At 57.3% G+C, this 12,986-nt stretch carries 23 protein-coding genes; 16 read left to right on the plus strand and 7 right to left on the minus strand.

The genetic code is table 11. From position 1 onward, the window contains the following. Nucleotides 1-77: 77 nt before the first annotated feature. The 5 genes from C7477_RS03585 to C7477_RS03605 are packed head-to-tail and all read right to left on the minus strand — an operon-like array spanning nucleotide 78 to nucleotide 3,085. Nucleotides 78-674, minus strand: coding sequence for a helix-turn-helix domain-containing protein (locus tag C7477_RS03585; RefSeq protein ID WP_110749071.1), 597 nt, complete (start codon nucleotides 672-674; stop codon nucleotides 78-80). Next, the gene (locus tag C7477_RS03590) at nucleotides 674-1,264 is read right to left on the minus strand and encodes a hypothetical protein (RefSeq protein WP_110749073.1); all 591 of its coding nucleotides are present in this window, start codon (nucleotides 1,262-1,264) and stop codon (nucleotides 674-676) included. Before C7477_RS03590 ends, C7477_RS03585 begins: the two co-directional genes overlap by 1 nt. A 32-nt stretch (nucleotides 1,265-1,296) precedes the next feature. Further along, nucleotides 1,297-1,644: a hypothetical protein gene (locus C7477_RS03595; RefSeq protein WP_245411703.1), complete on the minus strand. Its 348-nt coding sequence runs from the start codon at nucleotides 1,642-1,644 to the stop codon at nucleotides 1,297-1,299. After that, nucleotides 1,644-2,810, minus strand: a complete 1,167-nt coding sequence (locus C7477_RS19475) for a GIY-YIG nuclease family protein (protein WP_110749078.1) — start codon at nucleotides 2,808-2,810, stop codon at nucleotides 1,644-1,646. The genes C7477_RS03595 and C7477_RS19475 overlap by 1 nt, the downstream gene beginning before the upstream one ends. Next, nucleotides 2,807-3,085, minus strand: coding sequence for a hypothetical protein (locus C7477_RS03605; RefSeq protein WP_110749080.1), 279 nt, complete (start codon nucleotides 3,083-3,085; stop codon nucleotides 2,807-2,809). Before C7477_RS03605 ends, C7477_RS19475 begins: the two co-directional genes overlap by 4 nt. A gap of 86 nt (nucleotides 3,086-3,171) precedes the next feature. Between C7477_RS03605 and C7477_RS03610 the strand changes: the two genes are divergently transcribed. Genes C7477_RS03610 through C7477_RS03620 form a run of 3 tightly spaced genes read left to right on the plus strand, consistent with a single transcriptional unit; the run spans nucleotide 3,172 to nucleotide 4,694 of the window. Further along, complete coding sequence (locus C7477_RS03610; RefSeq protein WP_245411704.1) at nucleotides 3,172-3,969, plus strand: XRE family transcriptional regulator; 798 nt, start codon at nucleotides 3,172-3,174, stop codon at nucleotides 3,967-3,969. 10 nt (nucleotides 3,970-3,979) lie between these two features. Beyond that, complete coding sequence (locus C7477_RS03615; protein WP_110749082.1) at nucleotides 3,980-4,294, plus strand: hypothetical protein; 315 nt, start codon at nucleotides 3,980-3,982, stop codon at nucleotides 4,292-4,294. Continuing rightward, nucleotides 4,284-4,694 carry a hypothetical protein gene (locus tag C7477_RS03620; RefSeq protein WP_146226063.1) on the plus strand — a complete coding sequence of 137 codons (411 nt, stop codon included), beginning with the start codon at nucleotides 4,284-4,286 and terminating at the stop codon, nucleotides 4,692-4,694. The genes C7477_RS03615 and C7477_RS03620 overlap by 11 nt, the downstream gene beginning before the upstream one ends. A 14-nt stretch (nucleotides 4,695-4,708) precedes the next feature. Here C7477_RS03620 and C7477_RS03625 read toward each other — a convergent pair whose 3' ends face one another. Beyond that, nucleotides 4,709-5,068, minus strand: coding sequence for a S24 family peptidase (locus C7477_RS03625; protein WP_146226064.1), 360 nt, complete (start codon nucleotides 5,066-5,068; stop codon nucleotides 4,709-4,711). Between the two features lie 268 nt (nucleotides 5,069-5,336). After that, nucleotides 5,337-5,711: a helix-turn-helix domain-containing protein gene (locus tag C7477_RS03630; protein ID WP_146226065.1), complete on the minus strand. Its 375-nt coding sequence runs from the start codon at nucleotides 5,709-5,711 to the stop codon at nucleotides 5,337-5,339. 161 nt (nucleotides 5,712-5,872) lie between these two features. On the opposite strand from C7477_RS03630, the gene C7477_RS03635 reads away from it, so the two are divergent. From C7477_RS03635 to C7477_RS03690, 13 genes are all read left to right on the plus strand, one after another. Then, nucleotides 5,873-6,106, plus strand: coding sequence for a hypothetical protein (locus C7477_RS03635; protein WP_110749091.1), 234 nt, complete (start codon nucleotides 5,873-5,875; stop codon nucleotides 6,104-6,106). A gap of 532 nt (nucleotides 6,107-6,638) precedes the next feature. Further along, the gene (locus tag C7477_RS03640; RefSeq protein WP_110749093.1) at nucleotides 6,639-7,322 is read left to right on the plus strand and encodes a hypothetical protein; all 684 of its coding nucleotides are present in this window, start codon (nucleotides 6,639-6,641) and stop codon (nucleotides 7,320-7,322) included. Nucleotides 7,323-7,385: 63 nt separating this feature from the next. Further along, entirely contained in the window at nucleotides 7,386-7,622 is a 237-nt protein-coding gene (locus C7477_RS03645) for a hypothetical protein (protein WP_110749095.1), read from the plus strand. A 234-nt stretch (nucleotides 7,623-7,856) separates the two neighbouring features. Continuing rightward, entirely contained in the window at nucleotides 7,857-8,306 is a 450-nt protein-coding gene (locus tag C7477_RS03650; protein WP_110749097.1) for a tellurite resistance TerB family protein, read from the plus strand. Nucleotides 8,307-8,370: 64 nt separating this feature from the next. Continuing rightward, nucleotides 8,371-8,706 (plus strand): hypothetical protein, encoded by a 336-nt coding sequence (locus C7477_RS03655; protein ID WP_110749099.1) that lies wholly within the window; start codon nucleotides 8,371-8,373, stop codon nucleotides 8,704-8,706. Beyond that, complete coding sequence (locus C7477_RS03660; protein ID WP_110749101.1) at nucleotides 8,706-8,939, plus strand: hypothetical protein; 234 nt, start codon at nucleotides 8,706-8,708, stop codon at nucleotides 8,937-8,939. Before C7477_RS03655 ends, C7477_RS03660 begins: the two co-directional genes overlap by 1 nt. Nucleotides 8,940-9,023: 84 nt before the next feature. Further along, complete coding sequence (locus C7477_RS18915; protein ID WP_181418335.1) at nucleotides 9,024-9,875, plus strand: DUF7666 domain-containing protein; 852 nt, start codon at nucleotides 9,024-9,026, stop codon at nucleotides 9,873-9,875. 41 nt (nucleotides 9,876-9,916) lie between these two features. Further along, nucleotides 9,917-10,093, plus strand: a complete 177-nt coding sequence (locus C7477_RS18920) for a hypothetical protein (RefSeq protein ID WP_181418336.1) — start codon at nucleotides 9,917-9,919, stop codon at nucleotides 10,091-10,093. After that, nucleotides 10,090-10,497, plus strand: coding sequence for a helix-turn-helix domain-containing protein (locus C7477_RS03670; protein WP_110749105.1), 408 nt, complete (start codon nucleotides 10,090-10,092; stop codon nucleotides 10,495-10,497). The genes C7477_RS18920 and C7477_RS03670 overlap by 4 nt, the downstream gene beginning before the upstream one ends. Continuing rightward, the gene (locus C7477_RS03675) at nucleotides 10,494-10,682 is read left to right on the plus strand and encodes a hypothetical protein (RefSeq protein ID WP_110749107.1); all 189 of its coding nucleotides are present in this window, start codon (nucleotides 10,494-10,496) and stop codon (nucleotides 10,680-10,682) included. Before C7477_RS03670 ends, C7477_RS03675 begins: the two co-directional genes overlap by 4 nt. After that, nucleotides 10,663-11,721 (plus strand): hypothetical protein, encoded by a 1,059-nt coding sequence (locus C7477_RS03680; protein WP_110749109.1) that lies wholly within the window; start codon nucleotides 10,663-10,665, stop codon nucleotides 11,719-11,721. The genes C7477_RS03675 and C7477_RS03680 overlap by 20 nt, the downstream gene beginning before the upstream one ends. Beyond that, nucleotides 11,721-11,903 carry a hypothetical protein gene (locus C7477_RS03685; RefSeq protein ID WP_110749111.1) on the plus strand — a complete coding sequence of 61 codons (183 nt, stop codon included), beginning with the start codon at nucleotides 11,721-11,723 and terminating at the stop codon, nucleotides 11,901-11,903. Before C7477_RS03680 ends, C7477_RS03685 begins: the two co-directional genes overlap by 1 nt. Before the next feature lie 76 nt (nucleotides 11,904-11,979). Beyond that, nucleotides 11,980-12,900, plus strand: coding sequence for a hypothetical protein (locus C7477_RS03690; protein WP_110749114.1), 921 nt, complete (start codon nucleotides 11,980-11,982; stop codon nucleotides 12,898-12,900). Nucleotides 12,901-12,986 lie beyond the last annotated feature (86 nt).

Consider the following 12,986-nt stretch of genomic DNA (forward strand, 5'->3'; position numbering starts at 1 on the left):
CACCGCCACAAGCAGCGCGACGGCGAGATAAACGAAAAGCACGGTGATGATGTGGATTGATCGCGTGGGGCCGTCGATCATTGCGCGACCTCCCGAAGCATCCGCCGGATGGTGCCTTCCGAGCAGCGGAGCCGCCTGGAGATTTCGGCAGTCGTCCAACCGAATCCGTGCATGCGGATGACCATGTCCCGGTCATACGCCGGACGCTCCGCTCCACATATCTTGAAGCCCATCTTCTGAAGTGCATTAATCACCGTCGTATGATCCCGTTTGAACCACTTGGCGATTTCCGGAACCGACATGAGCGGCTTGGCTGTCCGCACCGCCGCCATGGCTTCGAACCGTGCGGCGACCAGCTTTTTCACCCGCGACTGCTCGATGATATCGTCATAGGTAAAGCCGTGCCGGTGAGCCACACGGGCGATGATGGCAGGCACGGTGTCGACCGGCGCCGCAGCGCCCCACCGCGCCTTGGTGCGCGCTACCGCCTCGCTCTGCGCTTCTTCGCGTGATTGCTTGGCGGTTGGTTCGATCGGTTTGATCTCAATGGTCTTCGGAAGCAGTTTGATGGCTTGCGCTTCACGGCGTTCACGATCGCGCCGCTGTTGTTCGCGAACAGCCTGCTGGTATCGGGGGTTTTGTTCTGTGTGGCGATATGAAGAGGCAATGATCATCAATCGTCCTCCCCGTCAGGGAAGTCTGGATCTTCACCGAATGGAACCGACTGGATCAAGTCGTCCCTGGTGTCCGCGTCATCCTGCTTCTGCTTGATACCGGCGAATAGTGCGCCCTGCCCTTCATGCCAGCCGCGGGCATATTCCTGCCCTTCCGGCGAGGCTTCATTGTAGGGATTGGTAAGCGTGTCGCCGCGAAGGCCCGCCTCCTCGCCTTCGCCGTAGGCTCGTTCTGCCGCGGGCGCCCGGTCGATGAAGATGTCCAGTTGGGTGTTGACCGGGACGCCAGCGAACCGCATCGCCTGTAGGTCGGCATCGCGCCGCGCCTTGAGTTCGGGAATGCCTTCCGGCGTCTGGGCCTTCTCGTAGGCTTTGATCTGATCGAGACCATATTTCCCAAGATCGGCTTTGATCGCCTTGCCGACCTGCTTCACCTTGGCATCGGCGGCTTTCTTGGCCTCCATCGCCTCGATCCAATCCTTGCGATTGATGAAGAATAGAACCTTTCGGTCCTTCTCGCTTATACCGACGGCTCCGCTGTTATGCCCTTCACCGGCGGGAGCTTCCGTCTTATTTACTGCCTTAGCCATTTCGATTTTTCCTTTTCCGTTGCCTATGGCGCTCAGCCGCGAGCAGCCATAGTTCCTTCGCCAGACGGCGAAGGGCGTTGATCAACCTCATGCGATTCCTCGTATGCGAGCCGCTTCGCCTCGACGGTATCGGCGGCATTTTCTATCCATGCGCAAAGATGGCCGTAGGTGTTGCGCAGGCAGCGATAGACATCCCCATTGGGGTGTTTCATCGTCTGCCAGTTCTTCCACAGCCGCTCTGCTTGTGCCGGTGATACGCCAGCCTTCTTCGCTGCCCTGTCACGCGCGGCGGTGAGGGTGTCGCCCCAGCCGCGCCATTCTTTCGTTGTCGCGGCGTTCAAAATCTCAAACGCCTCTTTCGCTGCGATACTCGTACTCATTACGCTAACGCCCTGTTTTGGTACGGATCCGTACTGTCTTGGTGCGGACATGCTCTCTCTCCACGGCTATTGTCGGGGCCGTGGATGGGGCGAACACGAGCCCCGTGAGAGAGGGAAAGGTTTGAAGATGAAAGCCCCGACGAAACGCATGGAATCTGTATCGCCGGAGCAACTGGAGCTTCTTCCGCTGACATTGGAATTCGCTTCGCGGCAGCGGAAGTTGGTTGGCCGATCCGAAGGCGCGTGGGGGCGCCGGAGGCCCGACAATCAGAATGATCCATTCGAAACGGCGCGGGGCTATGTGCCGCCGCACGGCTCGAAATGGTGAAAAAGGTGACGGCTCGCCTCGATTTGCATCCGGTGACGTATATCCCGCTTACGCGGAACCGACCGACGATAGGCGTAAGCCCATCGCTTTTTGCGCGCCCGGATCGAGGCTTGGTATGCTGCGTTGGCCGTCTGCAACGCCTAGGATTGCGGGTCGGTGTGTATGTGAAGGGGGTGCCCGATGCGCGGGAGGTCGCATCGGGCTTTCCTACCGCATAGGCGGGGGGCTTGGGGCACGGTAGGAATGGGGAACATTCGGAAGCAACCTTTGCTTCCCAAGACGGGAGTTCAGAGAATTGCTCAGGCGCATTGAGATAGCGGGTTACGATTTGCAACTCTTCATCAGTAGGCTGCATAGGGATGCGCTTATATCCACCCCAATTATTCATGATCTGGTGGACCTTTTCAGGAGCGCTCCAATTGGCGAGGCCGAGCCTCTTCATCCTCTTCTGGGTCCAATGAATTTTCATAAGGTAGCGATGCCGCTCTCGCATTATTGGATTGATCTTGCGTGCGACGTTGCGGATGTGCCCATTGCGCCTCGTGAGATCGAAAGCTTCTGTGAGGGGCGCACCCGCCCGCAATTTTTCAATTCCGCTGAGAAGTTCTGCAGAAGCTTCAAACCATTCACGGTGGGTATGCTGAGGTGCGAAAATAGAATGGAGATTTTGCTCCAATTCATAATTACCATTGACTTGGGCGATCACCTCAAGCGGGAAGGGCGACCAAGACATCAGCACCCTCAAGCGCTCATGCGGTATCTCGGAAAATCCAATCTTGATTGGTCCGCTCATTCCCACCGGGCGAATGAAATAAACGTATTTCGCATCGCCACTCATACCGCACCTCGGTCAGCGTCAAATATCCGGTCAAAGCGCTCCACCGTTGCCGGTCGGAGAACCGTTTCCGGCCATTCCACTCCTTCGGGCCAATTTGCATCAAACCAGCGCAGAGCCGCATTAAACCGCGACAATGTGAGATCGGAGCCGAACCTGATTGCGGTCAGCTTTTTACTGTCGTCAAATACCCGGCTGGACACGGTTTTATCTTCAATGCCTAGGGCGGTCTTGTATGCGTCAGCGAGAATGAGAATATGGGTGGCGTTCATCATCATGACGCCATTATGCGGTAGTTTTACCGCCTATGTCAACGGTTTTATTACCGCTTTCGTGAAATGCGGCCAACGGTCATTTTACCGCCATGCTGAATGACGTCATTGAACGCATTGATATCCGTTTAAAAGCGCTTGGGCTGTCCGCTCAAGCCGCTTCGATAAAGGCCGGCCTAAGCAAAGACGCAATCCGGAACATGCAGCGAGCCGTACAGCAAAAGGGGCGATCTGGCGTATCTACTCGCACGATCACAGCGCTTGCCCCAGTTCTCGAAACCTCCGTCGCGTGGCTTCTAGAGGGCATTGGTGATCCCGGTGACACGGCTAGCAAGCCGTCAATCATTTCAAGCTTTGATCCAGACGCCGCTCATGACCATGAAGAACTAGGCATGTCTTATGGCCTACACACCGGATTTCATGGCGCGCCAGAAGGCACATCGCCGCAAATAGACATCACCGGCGGAATGGGCGCAGGCGGCTTGTCAATCGTGAAGGAAGGTGTGCCAGGCAAGAATGGAATGACATTCTCCGCCGATGCGGTATCGGACTATTGGCGCCTTCCCCCGGCGATCTACTCTGCGCTCGGGCTAAATCCAAAGGATGCGGCCTTCGTGCCCGTCCAGGGCGATTCCATGTACCCTACCCTCCAAGAGGGCGATGTCGTCGTAATCGATACCCGCCATCGATGGCCGTCACCTGACGGGGTTTACGCCATTCTCGATGAGATCGGCGGCCTAGTCATGAAGCGGCTCGAGGTGGTTGACGAGGATGGCGAAAACAAAATTCATATCATCTCAGATAATCCCAGGCACCCGGTGAAGGTGAAGAAGCCGGATGACCTGTTTGTCGTGGGGCGAGTATTGAGACGGTTCGGTATTATAAAATAGGGGATGGGGAATGATAGACGAGAGCTTGCCACCGTTGCCAGTGCAGAAAGACGCAACGAATTGGCGAAAAGCCAAACTTGAAGGGCGGAAAATCACGCTCACGGTTGCTGAGGTGGATACCCTCACAAGCAGCATATCCACGATGCAGCAAGCATTTTTGCAGCTTTTTGCAGCCGTTACCGGGGCAGGCGGGGATGGTGAAGACAAGCGAAAAGCCTTTGCCAAAGAATCTTTCGCATCCATGCACCAATCCAACGCCATCATGATCGAATTTCTCAATTCCATGATCGACCGCGCCGACAAGGACGAACTCGATGGCAAATGAAGCCGTGCGCCTAGTGGTCAACAATGACGGCATTTCGGCAAGCGTCTCCACGCAACAGCTTGCTCAGTCCTTGAATTTTGGCGGCGGCGGTGGCACATTTGATGGTATGGAAGCTCGTGTTACCGCTCTTGAAGTGCTGGCAAAGCAAACGAACGAGAAACTCGATAAGATCATCGACAAGATGAGTAAGGTCGAGGTTGATGTTGCGCGCCTTGACGGGAAGGTAACATCCCTACCCAGCGCGGAAGCGTTCGGACACCTACGCGGTCGCGTAGACAGCCTTCCAACAATTCCGAAAATAGCTGCCGTTTTCGGCATAATCGGCGTTTTGATATCCATAGCCAGTAACTGGGATAAGCTTTATAGCCTTATCCATACCGCCCCTCTTGTCCCAGGTTAACGCCGCCCAGTCACCTACGCCGACGCCAACAGCCGGCCATTCCTTACCTTGATATCGGCCACGACGATTCCGAGTACGCGCGCCTCGAATTGCGCAATCGTCATGAAGCGGTCGCGGTACGCCGGGTTATCTCGGAATAGGCGAATCTGGCGCGTTTCATCCATGGTGCTTTCTGCCCGGTAGAAATCGATGCCGATTCCATTGTCCAGCACATAGATACCCTCGCCCGCATACTTCGTGACCGGCTTCATCAGCACGTAGTCATGGTCGCCTCTGAGTGTCGGATACATCGCGTCACCAAGCACTGGCACCACGCGAAATACCGGCGACTGAAGAATATCGACGGGCATAGATGGCGCGAAGAAATCCCTCATGACATCACCCGCATTGCAAAATTGAACGCACGAATGCTACTATGCCCAAGCATATTAAAACTCCTCACGGATTTTGATTTGTTCAGGGCGAAGCGGGTTCTCAAGGCCACTGCTTCGCCCTTTTATTTTTCATAGATTTCTCAAATAGGCGAACGCCGCCACCTCTCCCCGCCCCCTAATCAGAAAAGCTACCTCTAATTGAGGTATTAACGAAACGTTACCCAGCGTTATTCAACGTTACCCAGCGTTATTCTATGTGTCCAGCGGTTTAAGTGTCCATTTTGGACAGTTCGCGGCAAACCAGCCTGACTATCCGCTCAACATCTCGATAGAACTCCCTATTTCTTGGGAAGTCATCTTTGAGCGGGCGAAGCATTACGCGTCGACCAACTTTCTCGGCCCGAATTTGCCCCTGCGCCTGGAGCGCACTGAGATGCCGGAGAACTGACGTTCTTGGGATTTTCACGAGGTCGGCGATGTCGGTAGCGCTGACCGGTTTCCCCTCGTATTCGCCAAGGCGGATAGCCAGTTGAACCAGCGTTTCTTCCGGCGGTCTTTTTCGCGCGACAAACAGCGCACGGAAATCCAACATCATCCGAATGCAGCGGATTTGCCGGTCTTTTTCATTCGAACTAGGCGCCACTTACCATCAACATTTCCATAGGCGAGGCCCGCTCCATAGCGGTAAAATGGGACCACTTTGCGGAAACTGAGACCATTTCGAGGGATAGGCCTTTCTGCCATAAGTTCGGCATGCCTAGACTGCGGAATCCAAAACCCAAGCCCAAAGAATTCAGGCTGCGAATGTCGCCGGAACTCGCGGCGATCATCGAAGATGTCCGGGGTCAAAAAAGCATTAATCAGCAAATTAACGAATGGTTGTGGAATAACGCGCAAGGCGATCATGCCGACCGTCTCGCGAACGCGCTGCGGCCTGTCCTCGCATCATTAGGTGATGACGAATTGGACGCGTTCGTAGACAATGCGGTTTCCGCCATCGAAATTTTGATAGCTGGCCGGAAACGCCATCGCGAATAAAAACCGAAATCGGCTATTCATTTATGATTTTCAATCTCTAGCTCTAATATTTTAGAGCGTTATCTCCTTCTAACTCTTTGAGATTTTGTTCCTGAAGGTTGTGAGAGGGAAGGGTTCGAAGCCAAAGACCCCCCTACCCCCAGAAAGACAAAAGTCCTCCCAGAGGTAGGGGGTCGATGGCGTGTCCTGAAGGCCGGAGCCGGGAATGGGACATATGCCAGAGCGCCTCTCAGCAACCCGCCCTCTGTTTCTGGCAGCACCGTAGGACTTTCGACCCCCGCGCTTGCGGTTTGACCAGCAAGGGGATTGCACCCTCGTCACCGCTTTAAATTTCAGATGTCCGGGCAGAATTGCGGCACCGGTGCCTTTGGTTTGGCACGGGCTGGATTACTGCGCAATACAAAAAGCGGTACAATTACCGTTTTCTTGTTGACTAGCGGTAACTCTACCGCTATAACGCCTTCCATACCAACGCGGCACGAAGAAGCTCACGCCGATCTGCCGGGGCCAACAGACGGATGGAGAGAGAGAGATGATGTCGCCGCAGATGAGAAAGCCATTAGCGTCTGATGTCAGTCTTGAACTGGCGATCCGCGCGCATAGCGGAACGAGCCACACGCCAGAGCGCCGGGGAGAAAACGAAGTAGCCGATTACGTATCTTCCATCCTGTCTTTTCAGGAGGCCTTGGCCGCAGTTGCAGATACCGACGAACGCGAATTTGAAGCCGTCGCGCAGGCTGAACGCTACCGGGAAAACTACATCAATCGTCTCTCGGCTGTCTGGTCGTCTCGTAGTCGATTGATGTCGGCAATGATTTCTGGGCCCGCGAATTACCCAGTTCACCGCCAGCAGAAAGCTTACGCGGCATACGAGAAGAAGGCGCGAGAGTTTTACGACTGGCAAGATCGCGCGAAGAAGTCCGCCATCAAAGCAATCAAAGCCGTTGGAGCCCTCCCTATCGAGATGCCGGAAGGCGCAAAGACGGGCACGGAAGAGCTTCAAATCGGCGACGTTAAGATAATCGTCAATCACGACATTGAGCGAGTGCAAATCGTATTCGACGGTAAACCCTCTCCCAAAGTCATAAGCGAACTTAAAGGCGCGGCGTGGAATTGGTCGCCACGCAACGGCGCATGGCAGCGCAAAATCACCAACAACTCGATCTGGTCAGCAAAGCGCATCGCAGCATTTGCGGATGTGAAGGTCGCCGCCTGAAAGCCCTCCGGTTAGCGGCGTCCGCGCCGCGTTCCCGATGGTTTTGAACATGGAGAGGGACCGATGGCAGTTATCTACACAGTCACCGATAGCACGGGTGTTGTGCACACTCGCCGGAGCGCCGGCCATACGGAGCCCCGCTACACGCATGCGGTTTGCGCGGTTCCCGGATCGACGCGGAAAAACCACGTCAGTTACGCGGGCAGCTACGATCTGGCGATGAAGTCCCTAGCGGATTGGAAAAAGACCGTGGCCGGGCAGAACGCTGAACTGCGGGAAGTATCAGCCCTAGTGAAATGAGCCCTCCGGTTTCCGCCTCACGGGGCGGTTTCCAGAACGCTTCAACACATCAACAAACGGAGATTGCATGATGTGGATCGCAGTTGTGAACAATCTTCCCGAAATGATCTTGGGAGGTGCGTGGACGGGGCTTTGCCTCTGGTTTGGTGGCCGGATTGGTCTCTGGAAAGCCCGTCGAAATGCCGCGAAAGCGGAATTCTAACCCCTGAAATATCACGTCTAAAGGAGACGCTTATGTTTGGAATTCTCAAGAAAACATTGGGTGCAGCGGCAAAGGAAGTGAAGGCCGAGTACGGCGAGAGCAAGGATTTCCTCGAAGCTATTTGCGCCGCTTCTGCCTTGGTTGCCGCGTCGGACGGCGACATTGAAGAGAGCGAACGCCGGAAGGTTGTCTCGATCATCAGCAACCATCCAACCCTCTCCAAGCTCTACCAGTCCAACATCATCGAGCAGACCGCCGACACAATGTTCAAGCGCGCCAAGGATGTGTCAGGTCGCCAGCAGCTTGCCCGTGAACTGGATGACATCAAGAGCCGGCCGGACGGGTCGCAGATGGCAGAGGACGTTTACCTGATCGCCCTCGATATTGCCAATAGCGACGGGGAGATCGAGCCGCAGGAGGACGCAGTTCTCAAGAAGATCGCCGCTCGCCTGGGCATTGATGCCAGCAAATTCGATTTCTGAAATCCCTTTCGGTTTCCCGTGTTCGCACGGGTTTCCCAAACGGATTAACGCGAGGAAACGGAACATGAAACATTCCCGCACTTTATCAGCCACCTTAGACCGCATCCTTGACCACGAAGTCTATCAGGTCATCACGCGCAATCATCACGGCGATATCGTCGTCTGCGAAAGCCTCGTCATCGACATGACACGCGAGGCAGCACTTGAGGAAATGCGCGCTGGCAACGCGCTCAAGGTCAAGCTGATCAACTACGCCGAAGACACGATCCGCGATGTTACCGACGAGATCGAAGGCGAGATTGAGTTCGAGCGCGAGCAGGCGATTATTGCTGGGGAAACCTACGTCCCTATGTCGCCGTCCGACATCTACTACGCCAATTCGGCAGGGCGGGGGATGTGATGATCTGGACATCGGTTTTCAACATCACGTCCATCGAGCTTGTCGCCGATTACGCCGATCACCAGCACAGGCGGGTGCGCATTACCGCCGAGGGCGGCGGAGAGCTTGAACTAAACCTCTATGGCAAGACAGACGCGCTGGCTCTTTTGCCCAAGTCGAAAGATTTCATCTCGCACAACAAGCCACTAAACGCCGCACCTGTTCTGGGCATGCAGTTGGAGGCTGCGGAATGAACGCCCTCATCCAAGACACATGCGCCCTGCTCTCTGTCGGCGCGTTCGTTTTTACCTTTTCCCTGATCATTGGAGCAATCTGAAATGGCCGCGAAGAAGAAAACAGCGGAACCTACCCCCGTCATCGTGGCCTACAAGGGCTTCGCAATGGACCTGACATGCTCGCCTGCGGGCAAGCCGTTCCAATACGAAATCGGCAAGACCTATGACAACGGCGGCAAGCCCGTTACCCGTTGCGGCGACGGCGCTTTCCATTGGACGGAAATGCCGCTGGATGTTTTCAGTTACTACGGTCCTGCAAGCAGCCGATATGCGATTGTAGAGCCATCCGGCGAGATCGCCCGCGATCCCGATGGTGATAGCAAGGGCGCATCCAGCATCCTTACTATCAAGGTTGATATTTCAATCGGAGATCTGACGCGCCGCGCCGTTGCTTGGGTAGCTGAGAAAGCTAAATCGCAAGGAAATGGTCAACACGCCGCCGGGGATTACGGCCATGCGTCCGCCGCCGGGGATTACGGCCATGCGTCCGCCGCCGGGTATCGCGGCCATGCGTCCGCCGCCGGGGATTACGGCCATGCGTCCGCCGCCGGGGATTACGGCCATGCGTCCGCCGCCGGGGATTACGGCCATGCGTCCGCCGCCGGGGATTACGGCCATGCGTCCGCCGCCGGGGATTACGGCCATGCGTCCGCCGCCGGGTATCGCGGCCATGCGTCCGCCGCCGGGGATTACGGCCATGCGTCCGCCGCCGGGTATCGCGGCCATGCGTCCGCCGCCGGGGATTACGGCCATGCGTCCGCCGCCGGGGCGGCCATGCGTCCGCCGCCGGGGATTACGGCCATGCGTCCGCCGCCGGGTATCGCGGCCATGCGTCCGCCGCCGGGGATTACGGCCATGCGTCCGCCGCCGGGTATCGCGGCCATGCGTCCGTAAACGGCAAAAACGCCATTGCTCATGCGTCTGGCATCGAGGGAATGGCGAAGGCTGTTGAAGGAAGCGCTATCAGCCTCGCGGCGTACGACGATAGCGGTAATCTCGTGGCCGTGCGCGCTTCAATGGTCGGTCAAAACGGCATTGAGGCCGGGAAGACATACAGGCTCAAAACGGACGACGAATTTGAACAAGTTTCCATGCCGGAGGCGCTGTCATGACCAGCACCCCGCAGATCGAGATCGATGAGGACGCAGTTGACCGCGCTGTAGGCGTCAACCTGCGCCGCATCCGAAACGCAAGGGCAATGTCGCAAGAGACGCTTGGCAACGCCTGCGGCATCACCTTCCAGCAAATCCAGAAATACGAGAAGGGCGCGAACCGGATATCCGCCAGCCGTTTGCACAGCTTCGCGAGAATCCTGGAATGCACCATCCCAGATTTCTTCGATGAAGTGGATGACAGCGAAATCAAGCCCATCGGCCCGGTACCAAGCGAGGCTCTCCACCTCGGCGGCATGATCATGGGAATGCCCGCCCCGGTGAAGAAGCACATGACGGGCTTGGTCCGTGAGTTGTCGGAGAGATTTGCCGGCGGCCTCCAGAGCGACCAGGCGCAGCCATGAGTGACGCCCAGATCAACATCGCCACCGAACTCGCCTGCATCGCTAGGCTGAACCGTGAGGACGCGCTCCGGCGGCTGGAAGCGCTTATCGCCAGCGAGCCAGATGAGCGCGCGAAGCTCACACTCAAGGCCGAATATCACCGAATAGCGAGCGGAGGACAGAAGCATGACCGCATATCGAAATAGCGCGGACGAGGTGTCCGATACCTTCCAGTCCGTTGGCGTTATCGCCGCGACCTTGGTCAACCGGTGGGCTTGGTGGCAGAAAGCCCTCGCCAATCCGTCATTGATCGGCACCAAGGAACTGCCGGTCCACGAAAGCGAGCCTCAACAAGGCTATTACCGTACCCGCTTCAAGGGCCAACCGTGGGAGCCGGTCGCGATCTTCTACCCCGAAGGCTCTAACGAAATCGTCGCATATCGCAACGGTCGCGAGGTCCGCGTCGATGAAATCTGGACATGGTGCTGCCGCTATCCCGTGACCTACGAGGCTTATCAGGCGGCGGTCGAGGGCGAAGGTTGGCCCGACGATGACAAGACCGTTGCCGCCCAAGTGAAACCCCGCGAGGCGGTCCCCGGCGATAATTCCGGCGCCGCCGAGCCGACGGAAACGATCAAAGACCAGATCGATGCCGCGCTCGCCCGCTCGAATGCGTACGAGGTAATTTCCGACGACGAGACGGCGGCAAAGGCGCTCTCTCTCCGCAATCGGCTAAACGAACTTTCCCGCGAAGCCGACAAGATCAGGACCAAGGAAAAGGAACCTCATCTCGAAGCCGGGAGGGCCGTGGACGCCAAATGGCAGCCATTGGTGAGGAAGGCCAAGACCGGCGCGGATCAAGCCCGTGATGCCATCGGCGCGTGGGAAACCAAGAAACTGCAAGAGCAGCGCCGCCGCGAGCGTGAGGCCGAAGAAGCGCGTATCGCCGCAGAGATGGCCGCACGCGAACAACAGGCCGATACCGCTGTGCTGGAAGCCCCGGCACCGGTTACCGCGCCGGTCGAAGTCGCCACGACCCCCATCAAGCCGACATACGGCAAAACCGCCAGCGTACAGGTGAAGACCGTCGTCAAGGACGTGACCGATTGGTCCGCGCTCGCCGTCTACATGAGCATCCATCCCGAAATGCAGGACCTGCTTCGCAAGCTCGCGCAGCGCGCGCTCGACGCTGGCCGTACGGGCATTCCCGGAATCACAACGACCGAAGAAGCAAAGGTGCGCTGATGTTTATCCGTCTTCTCCTCCTCGTGATCGCGCCGCCCGTGCTGATCTACACCTTCGCTGCTCGTGTTCTCTCCGAGTTCCTATCCTCGTTCAAATACGCGTGGTGGGACTGCCAGGAAGAGATGGCCGCCCTTCGCCGTGCCTGGGAAACAAAATCCATTCGACCGGAGGACTGGAAGTGACCGCTCCACCGCACACGGCCCGTTCGCTGACCGATGCTGACCCCATTAAACCCGCAGCCGATGATTGGAATTTCTGATGAACGCCGTCGTACAGCAAGAAACACCGCGCCTGCCATCTCTGCAATCTGGCGGCCAAGTTCGCGCCATTGTCCCACAAGACTTCGACGGCGCTTGGCGCATCGCGACCGCAGTATGCAAAGCCGGAATGGCCCCGAAAGGCCTTGATACGCCAGAGAAAGCCATGGTGGCGATTATGCAGGGCATGGAGGTAGGGCTGACGCCTATGGCCGCTCTCCAGTCCATTGCGGTGGTAAACGGACGTCCTACCATCTGGGGCGACGGCGCAATCGGCCTTGTCCGTGGCTCTGGCAAGCTGGAGTGGATTAAGGAGCGGATCGAGGGCGACGGTGAAAACATGGTCGCGGTCTGCGAGGTCAAGCGAAGGGCCGAGCCGGCACAAGAGCCTGCACGGTTTTCTGTCAACGACGCGAAAAAAGCTGGTCTGTGGGGCAAGCAAGGCCCGTGGCAGCAATATCCGAAGCGGATGTTGGCGATGCGCGCTCGCGCCTTCGCGCTGCGCGATGGGTTCGCTGATGTGCTGCGCGGTCTCGGAATTGCGGAAGAGGTTCAGGATATCCAGCCCATCCGAGATGTGACCCCGCCCACGCCGCCAAAGCCTCCCGTGCCGCCGGCAAATGCTATCGTTCACCACAGCGAAACCATCACCGCCGAATCCGCTATCCAGCAGGCGGAAGACATGCAGATCGAGCGCGAGGTGTCGGAAGATGATGACGCCGCTGCCCAGGTAGACGACACCACGTTTTTCGAGCGCCTAGAAGCCGATCTATCAGTCGTGACCGATATCGCCTCCCTTGAAGAGGTGTGGACCGCCGCCGATCCCATGGCCCGCTTCGAAGGCAAGCCGAACGGCGAGACGAACCAGAGCATCTCCCTTGCGATCCGCAAGCGCGCCGAGAAGCGCATGGGAGGTGCGTGATGGGAAGTATTTGCTCAATAGATGGCTGCACGAGAAGTAGTTTCGGCCACGGTTATTGCAATGCGCATTATTCGCGCTGGAGACGA

It is taken from the genome of Paramesorhizobium leguminum (genome assembly GCF_003217235.1).
GTDB classification, from domain to species: Bacteria; Pseudomonadota; Alphaproteobacteria; order Rhizobiales; family Rhizobiaceae; genus Paramesorhizobium; species Paramesorhizobium leguminum.

What these genes read in the sequence shown, in the direction of transcription:
- C7477_RS03660 (WP_110749101.1), top strand. Translation starts at nt 8,706, where the DNA reads ATGATCTGGACATCGGTTTTCAACATCACGTCCATCGAGCTTGTCGCC.
- C7477_RS03680 (WP_110749109.1), top strand. Translation starts at nt 10,663, where the DNA reads ATGACCGCATATCGAAATAGCGCGGACGAGGTGTCCGATACCTTCCAG.
- C7477_RS18915 (WP_181418335.1), top strand. Translation starts at nt 9,024, where the DNA reads ATGGCCGCGAAGAAGAAAACAGCGGAACCTACCCCCGTCATCGTGGCC.
- C7477_RS03640 (WP_110749093.1), top strand. Translation starts at nt 6,639, where the DNA reads ATGATGTCGCCGCAGATGAGAAAGCCATTAGCGTCTGATGTCAGTCTT.
- C7477_RS03690 (WP_110749114.1), top strand. Translation starts at nt 11,980, where the DNA reads ATGAACGCCGTCGTACAGCAAGAAACACCGCGCCTGCCATCTCTGCAA.
- C7477_RS18920 (WP_181418336.1), top strand. Translation starts at nt 9,917, where the DNA reads ATGGCGAAGGCTGTTGAAGGAAGCGCTATCAGCCTCGCGGCGTACGAC.
- C7477_RS03620 (WP_146226063.1), top strand. Translation starts at nt 4,284, where the DNA reads ATGGCAAATGAAGCCGTGCGCCTAGTGGTCAACAATGACGGCATTTCG.
- C7477_RS03685 (WP_110749111.1), top strand. Translation starts at nt 11,721, where the DNA reads ATGTTTATCCGTCTTCTCCTCCTCGTGATCGCGCCGCCCGTGCTGATC.
- C7477_RS03655 (WP_110749099.1), top strand. Translation starts at nt 8,371, where the DNA reads ATGAAACATTCCCGCACTTTATCAGCCACCTTAGACCGCATCCTTGAC.
- C7477_RS03635 (WP_110749091.1), top strand. Translation starts at nt 5,873, where the DNA reads ATGTCGCCGGAACTCGCGGCGATCATCGAAGATGTCCGGGGTCAAAAA.
- C7477_RS03605 (WP_110749080.1), bottom strand. Translation starts at nt 3,085, where the DNA reads ATGATGATGAACGCCACCCATATTCTCATTCTCGCTGACGCATACAAG.
- C7477_RS03585 (WP_110749071.1), bottom strand. Translation starts at nt 674, where the DNA reads ATGATCATTGCCTCTTCATATCGCCACACAGAACAAAACCCCCGATAC.
- C7477_RS03615 (WP_110749082.1), top strand. Translation starts at nt 3,980, where the DNA reads ATGATAGACGAGAGCTTGCCACCGTTGCCAGTGCAGAAAGACGCAACG.
- C7477_RS03590 (WP_110749073.1), bottom strand. Translation starts at nt 1,264, where the DNA reads ATGGCTAAGGCAGTAAATAAGACGGAAGCTCCCGCCGGTGAAGGGCAT.
- C7477_RS19475 (WP_110749078.1), bottom strand. Translation starts at nt 2,810, where the DNA reads ATGAGTGGCGATGCGAAATACGTTTATTTCATTCGCCCGGTGGGAATG.
- C7477_RS03625 (WP_146226064.1), bottom strand. Translation starts at nt 5,068, where the DNA reads ATGAGGGATTTCTTCGCGCCATCTATGCCCGTCGATATTCTTCAGTCG.
- C7477_RS03610 (WP_245411704.1), top strand. Translation starts at nt 3,172, where the DNA reads ATGCTGAATGACGTCATTGAACGCATTGATATCCGTTTAAAAGCGCTT.
- C7477_RS03595 (WP_245411703.1), bottom strand. Translation starts at nt 1,644, where the DNA reads ATGAGTACGAGTATCGCAGCGAAAGAGGCGTTTGAGATTTTGAACGCC.
- C7477_RS03675 (WP_110749107.1), top strand. Translation starts at nt 10,494, where the DNA reads ATGAGTGACGCCCAGATCAACATCGCCACCGAACTCGCCTGCATCGCT.
- C7477_RS03670 (WP_110749105.1), top strand. Translation starts at nt 10,090, where the DNA reads ATGACCAGCACCCCGCAGATCGAGATCGATGAGGACGCAGTTGACCGC.
- C7477_RS03650 (WP_110749097.1), top strand. Translation starts at nt 7,857, where the DNA reads ATGTTTGGAATTCTCAAGAAAACATTGGGTGCAGCGGCAAAGGAAGTG.
- C7477_RS03645 (WP_110749095.1), top strand. Translation starts at nt 7,386, where the DNA reads ATGGCAGTTATCTACACAGTCACCGATAGCACGGGTGTTGTGCACACT.